Here is a 16,452-nt window from a genome sequence, read left to right as displayed (position 1 = left end):
TGATGACATTTAATCAATGGCTTCAACAAGCCATCACTAAGTTGACCGGTGGTGATAGCCCTAAGCGAGATGCGGAAATTTTGCTGGGATATGTCACCGGAAAAACCCGAACTTTTCTGATGGCGTTCAGTGAAACTATGCTGACCGCCGATCAGGTAAACCGTCTGGATGAATTACTGAATCGCAGAATAAACGGGGAACCTATTGCCTATCTAGTCGGCACCCGTGAGTTTTGGTCACTGCAGTTAAAAGTTTCCCCCGTCACTTTAATTCCTCGTCCGGACACCGAAAAATTGGTGGAGCTGGCGCTGGAACGTTTACCAACGATAGATTGCGATATTCTCGATCTAGGAACGGGAACTGGGGCGATAGCGCTGGCTTTGGGCAGTGAGCGGCCGGACTGTTCGGTTACCGGAATTGATTATCAGGCAGAGGCCATTTCTTTGGCGCAGGATAATGCGGATAATCTGAATATCAACAATGTTCATTTTATGCAAGGGGATTGGTTCGAGCCATTCAACGATGCCTATTTTGATATGATAGTCAGTAATCCCCCTTATATTGATAAGCAGGACCCTCACCTGAGTCAGGGGGATGTCCGTTATGAACCGGATAGTGCGTTGATTGCTGCTCAGGAAGGTTTAGCTGATTTACGTCATATTGTTGAGCATGCGCCGGAATACCTCAAGTCAGGAGGATGGTTATTGCTTGAACATGGTTGGACGCAGGGCGAGCAGGTTCGCCAGTTATTTCAACAGCGCGGGTTTGAATTGATTGCAACCCATCAGGACTATGGCGGCAATGAACGTGTAACGCTAGGCCGCTGGTTCGACCCTCAGGCTTGAACAACAAGCCATAAGCATCAGATATAAAAACAGGAACGGCTATTTATGTACATATGGGTAAAGCAATTACATATTATTACTGCGCTGATTAGCATCACATTGTTCGTTCTCCGTTTTTACTGGAAGTGGCGTGGTGCAGCGATTATGCAGCAACGCTGGCTCAAAATAGCACCGCATCTGAATGATACGGTTTTATTCATCACCGGTATTGTGCTGATTTTTATTACGCATTTTTATCCGTTCAGCATTCAAGGTACTTGGATGACGGAAAAACTGTTTGCAGTCATTATTTATATTGGTTTAGGTCATGTAGCCTTGGGTAAACGAGCCAAAAACCAGAAAATTAGAATCACGGCTTTTATCGCTGCCATATTATGTCTGTATCTGATAGTCACTTTAGCCATTAATAAAATGCCGTTAGTGATGGGGTATGTATGAAAAGCGAAGATATCGCTGACTTTGAATTTGACAACCACCCGTTAAGCGAAGGGATTTGTCTGATTACTCGGTTAATTCGTGATGATTTTTCTGAGGAGCAAGTTTGGCATCAGCTTGACCTACTGGCAGAGAAAGCCAGAGCGGTTATTTCTGTCGATATCGATGCTGATGCGCAATTAGAGCAGTTATTGCACCTTTTCTATGGTACATGGGGATTTGGTGGTGCCGGTGGTATTTATAATTTATCCGATACGTTGTGGTTGGATAAAGTGTTAAAAACCCATCAGGGGGCTCCGTCATCCTTAGGCCTTATCTTAATGTATATCGCTGAACGCTTAGGTATTCCTCTTTATCCGGTTATTTTTCCAACGCAGTTATTAGTGAAAGCTGACTGGTTAGATGGGGAAAGCTGGGTGATTAATCCATTGAACGGTGAGACATTAACCTGTGATATTTTGGATGCCTGGCTTAAGGGGCATTTAGGTATCAGTGCGAGTCTGGATTATGAAGACTTGAGTGATGCAGAAAATAGCCAGATTATTATGAAGCTGCTAACGTCCCTAAAAGGGGCGTTGATGCAGGAAAATCAACCGGAGTTAGCCTTAAGAGCCAGTGAGCTGATGTTGAGCTTCGATCCGGAAGACCCTTATGAAATTCGCGACCGCGGGCTGATCTACGCGCAACTGGAATGTCATCATATTGCCGCCAAAGATCTCGGCTATTTTGTTGAGCAGTGCCCGGAAGATCCGGTAACGGAAATTATTAAGCTACAGCTTAATAGCATTGAACAGAGTAATATTACGCTTCACTAGTCCGAGAAAAACGGAATCGAAGTTGCTTCAACCTGATTAAGATTATCGATAAAAATTAAGGAACCGACCGTATGAGTCAGAAAGTGGTTAAGATTGGCGACATTAATGTAGCGAATGACCTGCCATTTGTCCTGTTTGGTGGTATGAATGTGCTGGAATCTCGCGATTTAGCGATGCGTATTTGTGAACATTACGTTACCGTTACGCAGAAATTGGGCATTCCTTACGTATTTAAAGCCTCTTTTGATAAAGCAAACCGCTCATCCATTCACTCTTATCGTGGCCCAGGTCTGGAAGAGGGAATGAAGATTTTTCAGGAGCTGAAACAAACTTTCGGCGTGAAAACCATTACCGACGTTCATGAGATCGCTCAGGCTAAGCCAGTAGCAGAAGTTGTTGATGTTATTCAATTGCCGGCATTCTTGGCTCGCCAAACTGATTTAGTTGAGGCAATGGCTCGTACTGGTGCGGTAATTAACGTTAAAAAGCCACAGTTTGTTAGCCCAGGTCAAATGGGAAATATCGTTGATAAATTTAAAGAAGGCGGAAACGATCAGGTTATTCTGTGCGATCGTGGTAGCAACTTTGGTTATGATAATTTAGTGGTTGATATGTTGGGCTTTAACGTGATGAAACAGGTGACCGGTGGCCATCCTGTTATTTTTGACGTTACCCATGCGCTACAGTGCCGTGACCCGTTAGGTGCAGCTTCCGGTGGTCGTCGAGCTCAGGTTTCTGAGTTGGCTCGTTCAGGCATGGCTGTGGGTATTGCTGGTCTGTTTATTGAGGCTCATCCAGATCCACTGCACGCAAAATGTGATGGCCCATCAGCACTGCCGCTGGATAAGCTGGAGCCGTTCCTGATGCAGATGAAAGGGATTGACGATCTGGTGAAAAGTTTTCCAGAGTTAGATACCAGTAAGTAATAAGCATAAACGTTTAACATAGACGTTTAAAAAGGGGAAACCACGGTTTCCCCTTTTTGCCGCTTTTTTTCAGCAAGACTGACGTTTTTACCAGAGTAGGCTAAACGGAACTTATTATTATTTAGTTGATTCCTAAAGTGTTGCGCTTGTATTAGGTTAAGATTGTTTCAGTAAATGCTACTAATTGTTTCAACGTGTTGATTAAGATTACTTGCATGTTAGTATCTCCAAATTCTCAAAGGGTTGAGAACATCTTATTGCTGTTTAGGGAGATAGCGCATGTTAAAAAAACTTTGTTTAATCGTACCATTAATCATTTCTCCAACGGTTTTTGCCGGTAATGCTTATAGTGGCAAAGATTATTGTCAGATTAAGAAGGAGAAAATTCTTCAGCAAATGGAGTACGCTAAACAATATAATAATATGAATCGGTTAGCCGGTTTAGAGCGTGCGTTGAGCAACGTTGAGGCACACTGCACAAACGGAAATTATCGTGCTAATGCCGAACAAAAGGTCGCAGATAAAGAGCGTAAGGTTGCCAAGCGACAGGCTGAGCTGGAAAAAGCCAGAGTATCTGGTAAAGCAGAGAAGATCGCTAAGAAAGAGCGTAAGCTGAGAGAAGCTGAGATCGAATTAGATGAAGCGCTAGGCCGTCTGTAGTAAATCCATCAATCACGCATATTTTTATGCCCTGCCAGAAATGACAGGGCTTTTTAGTATTTACGATAGTTTTTGCTCACTGGCAGCAAGGGCTTCCGTGATTGAGGCATAGAAGGCCAACTTACCCGTAATCGGCTTAATACCAGCTCTGGCTAAGGTCTTCAGCGGTTGATATTGGATATCGCAGTTAATCAACTCTGTTTCTGGCGGTAGGGCATCAATAAAGCGCTGGAAGGCACTCAACCCTCCTGCATCCAGTACCGGTACCGCATCCCACTGTAGGATAATAACCCGTTGATTTTCAATTAGGTTGGTAAGCTCGTTAAAGATCCGTTCAGCAGCAGCAAAAAATAGTGGGCCGCTAACTCGCATCACCAGACGGTTATCATTGGATTCGCCGATAATTTCGCTTAAACGCGTCATCCGAGCGATACGGCGCATAAACAGCAGAGAAGCCAGCACAATACCTACGGTAATGGCGATAACCATATCAAATAGTACCGTGAGGGACATGCATAACAGCATCACGATAATATCGTCTTTTGGCGCTCGCCTGAGGATATCCAGAACTTTATGAGCCTCACTCATATTCCATGCGACTAGTAGTAGCAATGATGACATGGCCGCTAGCGGTAAATAGGAGAGTGCCGGCGCCAATATTAACAAGGCCATGATCACCAGAATAGCGTGAATGATGGCGGAAATTGGGGACGTTGCGCCAGCGCGAACGTTAGCGGCGGAGCGGGCAATGGCTGCCGTGGCGGTAATACCACCAAAGAAAGGCGCGGTAATATTGCCTAATCCCTGACCGATAAGCTCACCATTGGAATGGTGCTTCTTGCCGGTCATGCCGTCCAGCACAACGGCACACAATAATGATTCGATGGCACCCAGCATAGCCATGGAAAAAGCAGCAGGAAGCAGGGCTGAAAGGGTATTCCAGCTTAAGTCAAAAGCCTTGCCATTGCTGGCGGGGAGATCCCAAGGGAGGACAAATTGCGGCAAAATCGGCGGAATACCATTACCGCTACTGCCGTCCGGCATTAAATAGTGAAATTTTGAGCCAATCGTTGCGACAGAGAAACCGAACCAAGAAAGAATCGCCATAACAGCGGTACCTGCCAATAGCGCTGGAAGGTGACCAGGAATGCGTAATCCCAAACGTGGCCATAGAATAAGTACTGCCAGAGTAATGCTGGCGATAAGCGTATCAGCCCAGTTGATTGTCGGCATAGCAGAAGCCAGAGCAATCACTTTATCAATATAGTGTTCAGGGACATCCAGCGTCAGGCCAAAGAAATCCTTAACCTGCATAGTGGCGATGGTAATACCAATACCGGAGGTAAATCCCAACGTTACCGAAATAGGGATATATTCAATCAGGCGACCAAAGCGGGCTAGCCCCATAGCAATCAGGAAGAAACCTGACATCAGGGTGGCAATAAGTAAGCCAGACAGGCCAAACTGTTGAGAAACAGGGTAGAGGATAACCACAAAGGCGGCAGTTGGACCGGAAACGCTATAGCGTGAACCACCGGTAACGGCAATCACAATACCGGCAATGGCCGAAGTATAAAGACCGTATTGGGGGGGAACGCCACTGGCAATAGCCAAAGCCATCGCCAGTGGGATCGCAATAATACCCACGGTAATACCGGCAATAACATCTTTGAGAAAACGTTGTAGTGTGTAGGCTTCATGCCAACAAGCATCAATTAATGCGCTGAACGGTCTAATACCGTTAATTCCATGCTTTTTCATCTTTGAATAAACCTAGCCATCAAAACGTGAAAAAAATGGCGGGCCGCCTAAGCCGCCCGTCGCAATTCTATTGGATAACCATACTCTTTTTAAAAATATATTTCATGGGAATATATCAATTTATCCCGCTATTTATGAGTAACTCATCTGTAGCATCATTAATGTATATTAAAGCATCAATGAACACCTGTGTACCGGCGGTGAACCTTTTGTTAAAAAGACAGTTAAGCCAGTCAGGGTGGCGTGTTCCGCGGTGGTGGGCCGATTTTAATTAACGTTATAATATATAAAATAATTTCATGGTAATTAAAGTAATAAGATTGATTCATCAGGCAGCTAAATATTATTGGCTATTTTTGTTATTTAAACTGATGACTAACATTGAACCTTGAAATAATGAAAAGTATCAACATTGAATCGTGGGAATAGGGGGAAAGTTGTCGGGTATCACTTCGAAGTATGCGGTAGGTTTAATAAAAAGCCTTCAGAATCGGAAAGATAACTGAAGGCTTTAATGTTTAACGGTTAGACATTACTTTACTTCAGCAGATTTAAAATCATCGGTTGAGGTCCAGATACGGTAACGAACTTGAATGTCTTTTGGGGTGTAAATAACGATAGGTAATTTACTGTTATAACGTTCAAGCTGAGTAGCGCTTGGAATCACGACAAACGCATCGTGTTTTGTCTGGTCAGGGCAAGCCATCATGGTTGCCGCTGGGCCTGTTACATCACTCAGGACGAAATAGTTATATCCCCAGCCCTTGAGGTCTTTGGATTCAAACTTACCGCCTAACATATGGCGATTACAGTCTACCTGCATGGTTTTACCCATGGAGATTTCAACTTTCAGATTATCTTCATTTTCCACGGTAGGCAGGAAGATAGCATGGCGAACCTGGCCTTTCTCTACTGCCGGGTAGGGGGCGACTTCTTTCAACGCTGGCGTTTTCTCAGTAGCAGATGCCAATACACTTGTGCTAGAAACGCATAACAGAGTCGCAATAAAAGCGAGTTTTTTGTTCATTTCACCACTTTCCTTCTTAAGATAAATCATTCATAAGCATTATATGCTGATTCTGTCGTTTGTGCCACGTGCGGTTTTGTAAGGTTGTTGAAAAGATCGTGTTTATTATCTGCAAGCATCGCTTATTTTTTTCATTGTTTAAATTTTGATATCTACCGGCTAGATAAAAGGATAATTATTTATATAAATTTATAAAATAAATGAGTAATTGATTTTGGTGGTGGCTAAGTTCGCGAGCGTGAATAAATATTTATTCCTTATATATCAATTTGTTAATTTTATTTTTTGTGATTTTTCAAAAGTTGGCACGGTTATCGCTATAAGCATATCCAGAAAGAGAAGATTAAAGGACGCACCGATAACAGAATGCGTCACCACCGAACAAGTTAATGGTTGGTGGAGCCGGATAAATTGCAGGTTGAATAATTCGCAATATCCACCAATTTAAAATTTGTCTCAAAGGAGAATGAGAATGGCCAACAATCAATTATTCAAATCGCTAATGGGTCGTTTATTGCCAAAGGCAGATGCCATTAACGAAGCGGGTGGAACAGCTTATCAGTTTAGTGCAACGCACGCGTTGGCTCAGTATGCCGCAACCGGCTGCCTGAACGGCACCTATTATGCTTCAGCAGAAACTCAGTTAGAGAAAGTTCTGGGATTATGTGCTCAGGTTGAACCGCTGATGCTGGCAAAAATTGCGGTGTATTGCCGTGAATATGGTTATATGAAAGATATGCCCGCTTTATTATTAGCCTCGCTTTCGCTAAACGGAACCGAGTATTTATCCGCGGCATTTCCGCGAGTGGTGGATAACGGCAAAATGCTGCGTAACTTTGTACAAATTTTGCGTAGTGGCGCTGTAGGCCGGAAATCTTTAGGAACACGGCCTAAAAAACTGGTGCAGAACTGGTTGAATACGGCGAGTGAACAGGCTTTGTTATCTGCGGCGGTAGGAAATGCACCATCGTTGGCAGACGTGGTTAAAATGGTTCACCCGAAGCCAGAAGAGAGTTGGAGAGAGGCTTTTTTTGCCTGGTTAATTGGGAAGCCTTATAACGAAGCGCAGTTACCGCCAGCGACGCGAGCATTCGAACAATATAAACGTACAGGTCAAAGTGAAAACGGCGAATTACCGGCGGTACCGTTTCAAATGCTGACCTCACTTGCGCTAACCACTGAAGATTGGGCGCAGATTGCACGACAAGGTAGCTGGCAGATGGTACGGATGAATTTAAATACCTTTGCTCGCCATGGTGTATTTGAGTTGCCGGGCATAGCGAAAGAGATTGCGGCTAAATTACGCGATAGAAACAATATTGCCCGAGCAAAAGTGTTTCCGTATCAGTTAATGACCGCCTATCAAGCGGCAAATCAGAGCATTCCTCTGGTGATCCGCGAAGCTTTACAGGATGCGTTGGAAATTGCGCTGGAAAATGTGCCAGCGATTAACGGAAAAGTGGTGGTATGTCCGGATGTATCTGGCTCTATGCACTCTTCGATAACCGGTTATCGGCAGGGCGCAACCAGCGTGACGCGCTGTGTTGATGTGGCTGGATTGATTGCCGCAACGTATCTGCGCAAGCAGCGCGATACCTTAGTATTGCCGTTTGAGTTCAGCGTGGTTGGTGCTGACAGAGTTGGATTAAATCCACGGGATACCGTATTAACTAATGCTGCGAAGTTGGCAGCGGCCTGCGGTGGTGGAACTGACTGTAGTGCACCGTTGAAGTGGTTAAACGATAAAAATATTCAGGCGGATCTGGTTCTTTTGGTATCAGATAACGAGTCATGGATGAACGTCAATCGTTATGGCGATAAAGCAACGGAAACCATGCGCCAGTGGGAGCGGTTTAAACGGCGTAACCCGCAGGCAAAGCTGGTTTGTTTAGATATGCAGCCTTATGCCACATCTCAGGCACAGGAAAGGGACGATATTCTTAATATCGGCGGTTTCTCTGATGTGGTATTCAAGATGATCACAGCATTTGCCCACGGACAGATGCAAAGTGAGCACTGGATAGGTGAGATAAATAAGGTGACGTTGTCACAATAAGGCGTTAAGTCATGTGGCATAATGAATGATATTAGCAGTACGCGGAATTTATCTTCCCGATCATCATTATGTTATGCCACACCCAGATAAAGGGGGGAATGCCGATGGAACTACATCACTACTAATGAGGAGGTCGCGGGTTCGAGTCCCGCCGGTTCCGCCACCATGGGGCCGTAGCTCAGGGGTAGAGCACCGGATGCTTGCATCCAACTGTTTCATCACTCTTGTCCCCCCGATTTTTGGGATAAGTTAAGTATCAGATACGGCAAACGGGTAACAAATGCCCGTTGGGATTACATGGTTAAGCCGGTTCGAATCCGGACTCCGTCAGGAGACAATCTCGACATGATTTGTTGTTACCGGTTTGTTTTTAAAATTAGCGGTAAATGCAGGCGAAACTACAGTGTTCCCGGTTCGAAGCCGGGTTGTTGAGAAATCAACAATAGCTCAATAGGTAGAGCGAGTGTTTCGTCAACGACTTGTTACCGCAGCAGAAAAAAGGGCGAATGCAGATGGAACTACATCCAACGCAACGGTTGCGGGTTCAACTCCCGCCGGAATCTAACCAGGTTCCGTAGCTCAACTGGATAGAGCATTGTGACTGTTTCATCGCTCACTTGTCGCCCGACCTTAATATATATGGTGGATGGAAAAGCCAGCATAACGAACAAAAGAGATAACAAGGAACAATAATGAAACCTTCAATTCAGGTAATGAACGTAGAACAGGGTCGTCCCGTGAAAATGTGGACTCAAGGTGTACCGGTAGAAGATGAAGCCAAGCGTCAACTAGAAAATACGGCCAAAATGCCGTTTATCTTTAAGCATATTGCGGTGATGCCGGATGTGCATTTAGGGAAAGGATCGACTATCGGTTCAGTCATTCCAACCGTTGGGGCGATTATCCCAGCTGCGGTTGGTGTGGATATTGGTTGTGGAATGATTGCTGCGAAAACGTCGCTACACGCCTGTGATTTACCGGATAGTCTGTCTGCTTTACGTGATGCTATTGAACGCGCCGTCCCTCATGGACGCGTAGTGAATCGGGCTAAGCGTGATAAGGGAGCCTGGGGAGATGTACCCGAAGTGGTGAATCGTGCCTGGCTACAGTTGGATCCAGACTTCAAACAAATTATTGATAAATATCCAAAGCTGAAAAATACCAATAACCGTGTACATCTGGGGACGTTGGGAACCGGTAACCATTTTATCGAGGTTTGTCTGGATGAGAATCAAGCCGTGTGGTTTATGTTGCACTCCGGTTCACGAGGCATTGGAAATGCGATTGGTAACTTGTTTATTGAGTTGGCAAAGAAAGATATGCAGCGTCATTTTATCAATTTGCCCCATCAAGATTTGGCTTATTTGGTGGAAGGTAGTGAACATTATAACGATTATGTATTTGCCGTTGATTGGGCGCAGCGCTATGCCCGTTTAAATCGTGAAACCATGATGAATAATGTGATTGCTGCGGCTCGTAGCGTGATTAGTAAGTCGTTTACCCTAGAGATGGAGGCGGTGAACTGCCACCATAACTATGTGCAGAAAGAACAGCACTTTGGGCAGGAAGTTCTGGTAACCCGTAAAGGGGCGGTGAGCGCTCAAGCCGGTGAACTGGGAATTATTCCCGGCTCTATGGGAGCCAGATCCTTTATTGTTCGTGGTAAAGGTAATCAGGAAGCCTTCTGTTCATGTAGCCACGGAGCTGGGCGTACTATGAGCCGTACCGAAGCCAAACGTCGTTTCTCTATTGAGGATCAAATTAAGGCCACCGAAGGGGTTGAATGTCGTAAAGATAGCGATGTGATTGATGAGATACCGATGGCTTATAAAGATATTGATGCCGTTATGGCTGCCCAATCAGAATTGGTTGAAATCGTACATACCTTAAAACAGGTTGTTTGCGTTAAAGGATAGTGGATGCGCCCGGTGAAGGGCGCATTTTTCATCGCTGGAAATAAAAGAAATATTAAAAGAAATATTAAAAAGGAAAGGGATGATGCAATGGATTGATATAGATGGTTCACAAGGGGAAGGTGGCGGTCAGATTTTGCGTACCTCCCTATCTTTGTCGATGATTACGGGTAAACCCGTACGTTTTAACGCGATACGGGCAGGAAGAGCGAAACCTGGATTGATGCGTCAGCATTTGACCGCTGTGTTGGCCGCTCAGGAAATTTGTAACGCTCAGGTTGTCGGTGCGCAGCTTGGCTCGACTGAATTGAGTTTTATACCGGGAAAAGTCAGACCGGGGGATTATCTATTTGATTTAGGTGGCGCGGGAAGCTGTACCCTAGTATTACAAACATTATTACCGGCGTTATGGCTAGCAGATGGGAAAAGCACTATCAAATTGCGTGGTGGTACCCATAATCCGATGGCACCGTCAGTCACTTTTTTACAGCAGGTTTGGCTACCGCTCATGGCGAAAATGGGTGCCATTGCCACATTACGACTGATTCGTTATGGGTTTTATCCTGCCGGAGGTGGTGAAGTTGAGGTGCAGGTTGAACCAGTGAATCAATGGCAGACATTAAATTTGATGGCTCGTGGGCAGGTGACAGCGATGTCAGCTTACGCGTTAACGGCGAATATCCCTGATGCTGTTGCAGTCAGAGAGCTTAAAGTTGTTAACCAACGGCTCGGTTGGCATGAAAACCTGCTTTATCATCAGGAAGTATCGCCGGTAGCTGGCTCGGGGAATGCCTTATTACTGCAGATGAATTTTGAGCATTTGTCAGAGGTTGTTTGCACGATAGGAACCCGAGGAAAGTCAGCGGAGAAAGTCGCTATTGAAGCCTGTGCTGAAATGCAAGCGTATCTGGATTCAATGGCCGTTGTCGGGGAGCATTTAGCCGATCAACTGTTATTACCGATGGCCTTAGCTGGGGCTGGTCGCTTTAGCACTCACAAAGTGACGGCGCACTTATCTACCAATATGGGTGTCATTGGTCAGTTTGTGAATGTAGCCATGAAGATATGCCCACAAGACTCATTATTTTATATACAGATAGGTTAGCGATATGACTGCCCAACTACTTTCCTCAACGTACAGCCAGTTTGCTGTACGTTTTGTTTTTGGCAGTATCAGCGGCAATTTATCAAACAGGAACAAACAGCCGATATAACATGGTCACTGCGCTACAGAGAATAAATCCTAAGGTAATATATTGGAAAGTGGTATCAGACCACTTATTTAATAGGTACTTGGCCAAGGGAATGCTAAAGATGGAGCCAATACTCAGCACTAAGGCCAGATGCACATCAGTATAACCACTTTGACCATAAGCCAGGGCGGAGGCGCCGGAAAGCAACATAGTGACAAAGACCGATGTTCCTATCGCCTGCTTGATATTCATGCCAGCATACCTAATCAGCAGCGGTAGCATCACTACGCCACCGCCAACACCCGTAGCACCGATGATTATTCCTGCGCAGGTTCCCGGAATAATAAAGCGACTAATGCTGGTTGCTTGCTCCGGTATTGATTGATTAGCCAAGTGTTCTGGCTGATGTAGTCGTTTGTAAAAAATAAACAGCGACATAGCTATTGCCAGCACAATCAGGATATTAATAGCCAATTGTACATAGCTGTGCCAAGCCTCTACTGATGCTAAAAAGGTGATACCGTAGCTGGCAATGAGTGTACTGGGTAGCATCACGGCCAGAATGGCCATTGAGCGCTTAAATGAAATATTTCCCATACGAAAGTGCATTCCGGTTGAGGAAATTTTCATTAGCATGGATAACAAATTGGCGGTCGCAACGGCGGAAAGGGCATCCATACCAAACAGATAGGTTAATACTGGTAGAACTAATACACCACCGCCTACGCCTGTCGTACTGATGATTAATCCGAGTAATGCACCGATGAATAATTTAATCGTAAGTGCCAGTAATACCGACATAATAATCCCTGAATGATATCTATTTGTCTTTTTTCAGTCGCTATTGGGTAACCTTTTATTATTATACGCCGAAACGTGACGATTACCCTTAATTTTATCAAGGTTGCTTATTATTCGTTATTTAGCTTTATGGCTTAAGCTTGAGTTAGCTATAGTGCTAGAAGATAGCGGATGTTAACCATAATCGGGATACAGAAAGGAAAGATCATGAATAGTTTAGCGTGTTCCGCAGTTAACGATAAAGGTACTTTTAATGGCTATTGATTTATCAGAAACCTTGGTTATTGGAATATCTGCAACGGCGTTATTTGACTTGTCCATTGCCGATAACGTATTTAATCAAAAGCGTCAGTTAGATCCTGATTCCGCCATGGAAGAGTACCGGCGTTATATGCTGGAAAACGAAAATGTCCCGCTGGCGGATGGAACGGGTATGCCTTTGGTTAAAGCAATGCTGGCGCTAAATAACAGCCGAAAGCCGGGCGATGATAAACCGCTGGTTGAAGTGGTGGTGGTTTCCCGTAATAGCCCTGAGACCGGTTATCGGGTGTTGAAAGAGATCAGACAGCGTGGACTGAATATTTCACGCTCGGCGTTTACCGCCGGTGAATCGGTCACTCACTATTTAGATGCCTTTTATGTCGATCTATTTTTAACCACCAATGAAGACGATGCTCAACGGGTAATTGATACCAATCAGTGTGCGGCGGCAGTGATGTATCCGCCGCCGAAATCAGTCGAACCCTATACAGATACTCAGGTGCGGTTTGCGTTTGACGGTGATGCGGTGATATTTGATGACGCCAGCGAACTGATTAATCAAACACAGGGGTTACAGCAGTTCCATCAATCTGAAAATGAGCAACAGGATGTCCCTCTGAATCCTGGTCCTCACGCTAATTTATTGATTAAGTTATCAAAGATTAAGGAACGCCTGCCGGGACGAATTGAATATTCTCCCATCAGGTTGGCATTGATTACGGCTCGTAATAGTCCAGCGGAAATGAGAGTGATCAATACATTACGTCATTGGGGCGTTTATGTTGATGAGGTGTTTTTTCTGGGCGGATTAGAAAAAGCCCGGTTTTTAAAAGCATTTAAACCCCATATCTTTTTTGACGATCAGGATGCCCATTTGGATCCGGCTGCAACCAGCGTCCCCTCTGCCAGAGTGCTTTATCCCAGCCATTCTGCTTTACGAACGGTAATGCAAATGAAGACATTGACGGCATCTGAAACAACTGTTAAATCTGATGTGATATCGTCGGCTGAAGAGCCCATCAACAAGTTGAACAATGTCAGTGATAAGAAATAGATAACTCCACATCGCTGAATACGGAATCAGAGATTAGTATGCTCAATAAGTTAAGCGTATAGGCTAATCGATAGAAAATTAACTCACTCATTTTAGGAAGATAAATGATATGAATATCAATATTAGCCTTGTTGATTATACCAATCCACAGCAGGCTCAGGACTTGGCCGAGCTATTGGATAATTATGCCCGGGATCCGATGGGCGGTGGTGAACCGCTGACGCCAGAGGTTAAAGCGAATTTAACCAAAGAACTGGCTAAACTTCCCCATGCTTTTAGCGTAATGGCTTGTGTTGATGGTAAACCTGCTGGACTCATTAACTGCTTTTTAGGTTTTTCAACCTTTGCTGCCAAACCCTTAGTAAATATTCATGATGTGGTGGTGAGTAAGGATTTTCGTGGCTTAGGACTAAGCCAGAAGATGCTGGAGAAGGTGGAGCAGATCGCTCGAGATAGAAACTGCTGTAAAATGACATTGGAAGTGTTGGAAGGCAATAAAGTGGCCCAAGGTAGCTATAACAAGTTTGGTTTTGATGGCTATGAGTTAGACCCAGAGATGGGAAAAGCGGTATTTTGGCAGAAAAAACTTTAGTTGTTCTTCTGGATAGTCATGTCAGTCAGTTACGTTTGTGACCTCCATTGAGATTATCGATAAGTCTACATCTTCCGTCATTCCGGTGAAAACCGGAATCTAGCGTAATAACAACGTATGGCTTAAGAACGCCATCCCAGCAAAACTGGGATGGCGTTCTTATTCAATGACGACAATAGCCGATAACGCTGTGAAGGTCAGACGCTAGATCCAAAAAATCAGGGCTAAAATTTGCGGCGACATAATTCTTAAAAACATCGCCAGTGGATAGACGGTGGCATAAGACAGGGCTGCCGCACCGCTGGTTGGATGCATTCCATTGGCGAAGGCCAACGCCGGAGGATCGGTCATTGAACCGGCCAACAAACCGCAGATGATTAAATAGTTCATTTTAGCGACGTAGTAGGCAATCAGACCAACAATCAGCAGTGGAACAATCGTAATAAGCGCACCGTAGCCCATCCAGGCAATACCGTCACCGTTGATCAAGGTATCAACGAAGTTGGCGCCGGATTTAAAACCAACGACTGCTAAAAACAAGACAATCCCCAACTCACGCAACGCCAAGTTGGCACTGGGCGGCATAAACCAATGCATTTTACCTAAGGTACCGATTCGCCCCAGAATCAGAGCGATAACCAGTGGGCCACCGGCCAAACCAAGGCGTAAAGCCGCAGGGAATCCGGGGATAAAGAGTGGAATAGATCCTAATAACACCCCCAGACCGATGCCGATAAATACCGGTAACATTTGTACCTGCTGGAGGCGCTGCTGCGCATTACCAACAATATCGGCAACGGTATCAATGGAGGAGGGTTTCCCCACTAAATTAAGGATGTCACCAAAGTTCAGTGACATACTGCGTCCGGCCACCAGTTCGATACCCGCGCGGTTTAAACGGGTAATCACCACATCATGACGATGCAGATTTAAATCGCCGATCTTTTTACCCATCACCTTTTCACTAGTGACCACCACCCGAGCCATTTTTAAGTCACTGGTGCGAGTTGACAGACTAACGTCCACCTCATTACCAATTAATAGCTTGGCTTTATTCAACAGTTCCTTATCACCGACTAAATGTAGCAAGTCGCCTAATTGAATGGGGGTGGTAGCAGAAGGCACCATTAGGAGATTATCTCGCTTTAGGCGAGAGCAAATAATGTCTTCAGTATTGATGATCGGAATATCCTGTAACTGCATACCGTTAAGGTTGGTATTACATACTTGAATATTCATGGTTTGCAGGTTGTCGGCTGAAGTGCCGGATTGGCGATCAAACTCTTTAGCGGACTGTTCAATGTTGATCTTGAACAGCAAACGTATTATCCACATCACCAGTAAAATGCCACAAATACCGAATGGATAGGCCATTGCGTAAGCCATACCCATTTGATCAATCAACGCACTATCCGCGTGCAGATCGGTTAATACCTGTTGCCCCGCACCAAGAGATGGGGTGTTGGTCACTGCACCGGAGAAAATCCCCAGAATAATGGGCAGGGGAATATTAAACAGCTTATGCAGCCCGGCCGTCACCAGACAACTCAGCAGTACCAGCAAACAGGCAAAGCCGTTCAGCCGCAATCCAGAACGGCGTAAAGAAGAGAAGAAACCTGGCCCTACTTGAATACCAATGGTATAGACAAAAAGTATCAAACCAAATTCTTGCACAAAATGCAGCATGTTACTGTCTAAGGTAATTTGGTAGGCATTAGTAAAGTGGCCAACAATAATGCCGCCAAATAATACACCGCCGATGCCTAGCCCTACGCCACGAATTTTCCAACTGCCTATCCACAAACCAAGTACTGCAACCAGCGCTAATATGCTGACCGTCAGGGCAATATCACTCATCGTTACTATCCTTGCTCAGGTGTCCAGATAACTCAATATTTAACAGTACGGTAAATGACCTATAAAACATCGGCATTCTTAACTCATGATAGAGAAAATAAATATTAAAGTTGTGACTGGCTCGCCGAAACTAAGGAATAAAACTCAATGAAAATTGATATAAATCATAATAATGGCATTTGCATGAAACGATTCAGGTGAGTCGGCGGATTTTTGAAGAGCAGAGGATTGGATAGAAAAACGGCTAAGGATAATA

At 44.8% G+C, this 16,452-nt stretch carries 14 protein-coding genes; 10 read left to right on the top strand and 4 right to left on the bottom strand.

The window, feature by feature from the left end; translation table 11 throughout:
- The first annotated feature begins 2 nt into the window (after nucleotides 1-2).
- The 5 genes from prmC (at nucleotide 3) to EL341_RS09525 (ending at nucleotide 3,681) form a co-directional block, all read left to right on the top strand.
- Complete coding sequence (prmC, locus tag EL341_RS09545) at nucleotides 3-845, top strand: peptide chain release factor N(5)-glutamine methyltransferase (protein ID WP_047781171.1); 843 nt, start codon at nucleotides 3-5, stop codon at nucleotides 843-845.
- Nucleotides 846-890: 45 nt separating this feature from the next.
- On the top strand, nucleotides 891-1,283 hold the full coding sequence (locus EL341_RS09540) for a SirB2 family protein (RefSeq protein ID WP_074822248.1): 393 nt from the start codon (nucleotides 891-893) through the stop codon (nucleotides 1,281-1,283).
- Entirely contained in the window at nucleotides 1,280-2,095 is an 816-nt protein-coding gene (gene sirB1 / locus EL341_RS09535; protein WP_047781169.1) for an invasion regulator SirB1, read from the top strand. Before EL341_RS09540 ends, sirB1 begins: the two co-directional genes overlap by 4 nt.
- A 71-nt stretch (nucleotides 2,096-2,166) precedes the next feature.
- Nucleotides 2,167-3,021, top strand: coding sequence for a 3-deoxy-8-phosphooctulonate synthase (kdsA, locus tag EL341_RS09530; protein ID WP_047781168.1), 855 nt, complete (start codon nucleotides 2,167-2,169; stop codon nucleotides 3,019-3,021).
- Nucleotides 3,022-3,300: 279 nt separating this feature from the next.
- Nucleotides 3,301-3,681, top strand: coding sequence for a DUF1090 domain-containing protein (locus tag EL341_RS09525; RefSeq protein WP_047781167.1), 381 nt, complete (start codon nucleotides 3,301-3,303; stop codon nucleotides 3,679-3,681).
- Nucleotides 3,682-3,741: 60 nt separating this feature from the next.
- Here the strand turns inward: EL341_RS09525 and dauA are convergent, their stop codons facing one another.
- Nucleotides 3,742-5,442 (bottom strand): C4-dicarboxylic acid transporter DauA, encoded by a 1,701-nt coding sequence (gene dauA / locus EL341_RS09520; RefSeq protein WP_047781166.1) that lies wholly within the window; start codon nucleotides 5,440-5,442, stop codon nucleotides 3,742-3,744.
- A 532-nt stretch (nucleotides 5,443-5,974) separates the two neighbouring features.
- Nucleotides 5,975-6,469, bottom strand: a complete 495-nt coding sequence (gene eco, locus EL341_RS09515) for a serine protease inhibitor ecotin (RefSeq protein WP_074822251.1) — start codon at nucleotides 6,467-6,469, stop codon at nucleotides 5,975-5,977.
- A 472-nt stretch (nucleotides 6,470-6,941) separates the two neighbouring features.
- Here eco and EL341_RS09510 point away from each other — a divergent pair, with 472 nt between their 5' ends.
- From EL341_RS09510 to rtcA, 3 genes are all read left to right on the top strand, one after another.
- Entirely contained in the window at nucleotides 6,942-8,525 is a 1,584-nt protein-coding gene (locus tag EL341_RS09510) for a vWA domain-containing protein (protein WP_074822254.1), read from the top strand.
- Nucleotides 8,526-9,217: 692 nt separating this feature from the next.
- On the top strand, nucleotides 9,218-10,441 hold the full coding sequence (locus EL341_RS09500; RefSeq protein WP_074822256.1) for an RtcB family protein: 1,224 nt from the start codon (nucleotides 9,218-9,220) through the stop codon (nucleotides 10,439-10,441).
- Nucleotides 10,442-10,520: 79 nt separating this feature from the next.
- Nucleotides 10,521-11,543 carry an RNA 3'-terminal phosphate cyclase gene (gene rtcA, locus EL341_RS09495; protein WP_074822259.1) on the top strand — a complete coding sequence of 341 codons (1,023 nt, stop codon included), beginning with the start codon at nucleotides 10,521-10,523 and terminating at the stop codon, nucleotides 11,541-11,543.
- Nucleotides 11,544-11,625: 82 nt separating this feature from the next.
- Here rtcA and EL341_RS09490 read toward each other — a convergent pair whose 3' ends face one another.
- Entirely contained in the window at nucleotides 11,626-12,432 is an 807-nt protein-coding gene (locus EL341_RS09490) for a sulfite exporter TauE/SafE family protein (RefSeq protein WP_074822263.1), read from the bottom strand.
- Nucleotides 12,433-12,685: 253 nt separating this feature from the next.
- On the opposite strand from EL341_RS09490, the gene EL341_RS09485 reads away from it, so the two are divergent.
- Together EL341_RS09485 and EL341_RS09480 are read left to right on the top strand one after the other, a co-directional pair.
- The gene (locus EL341_RS09485; RefSeq protein ID WP_126467650.1) at nucleotides 12,686-13,747 is read left to right on the top strand and encodes a 5'-nucleotidase; all 1,062 of its coding nucleotides are present in this window, start codon (nucleotides 12,686-12,688) and stop codon (nucleotides 13,745-13,747) included.
- Nucleotides 13,748-13,856: 109 nt separating this feature from the next.
- Nucleotides 13,857-14,339 carry a GNAT family N-acetyltransferase gene (locus EL341_RS09480; protein WP_047781159.1) on the top strand — a complete coding sequence of 161 codons (483 nt, stop codon included), beginning with the start codon at nucleotides 13,857-13,859 and terminating at the stop codon, nucleotides 14,337-14,339.
- Nucleotides 14,340-14,543: 204 nt separating this feature from the next.
- Here EL341_RS09480 and EL341_RS09475 read toward each other — a convergent pair whose 3' ends face one another.
- Nucleotides 14,544-16,196: a putative transporter gene (locus tag EL341_RS09475; RefSeq protein ID WP_047781158.1), complete on the bottom strand. Its 1,653-nt coding sequence runs from the start codon at nucleotides 16,194-16,196 to the stop codon at nucleotides 14,544-14,546.
- Between the last annotated feature and the right edge of the window lie 256 nt (nucleotides 16,197-16,452).

The sequence above is a fragment of the Pragia fontium genome, assembly GCF_900638655.1.
In the GTDB taxonomy this organism is placed as follows: domain Bacteria; phylum Pseudomonadota; class Gammaproteobacteria; order Enterobacterales; family Enterobacteriaceae; genus Pragia; species Pragia fontium.
Note: the sequence above shows the minus strand (reverse complement) of the source record. Positions and strands in the feature narration are given on the sequence as shown.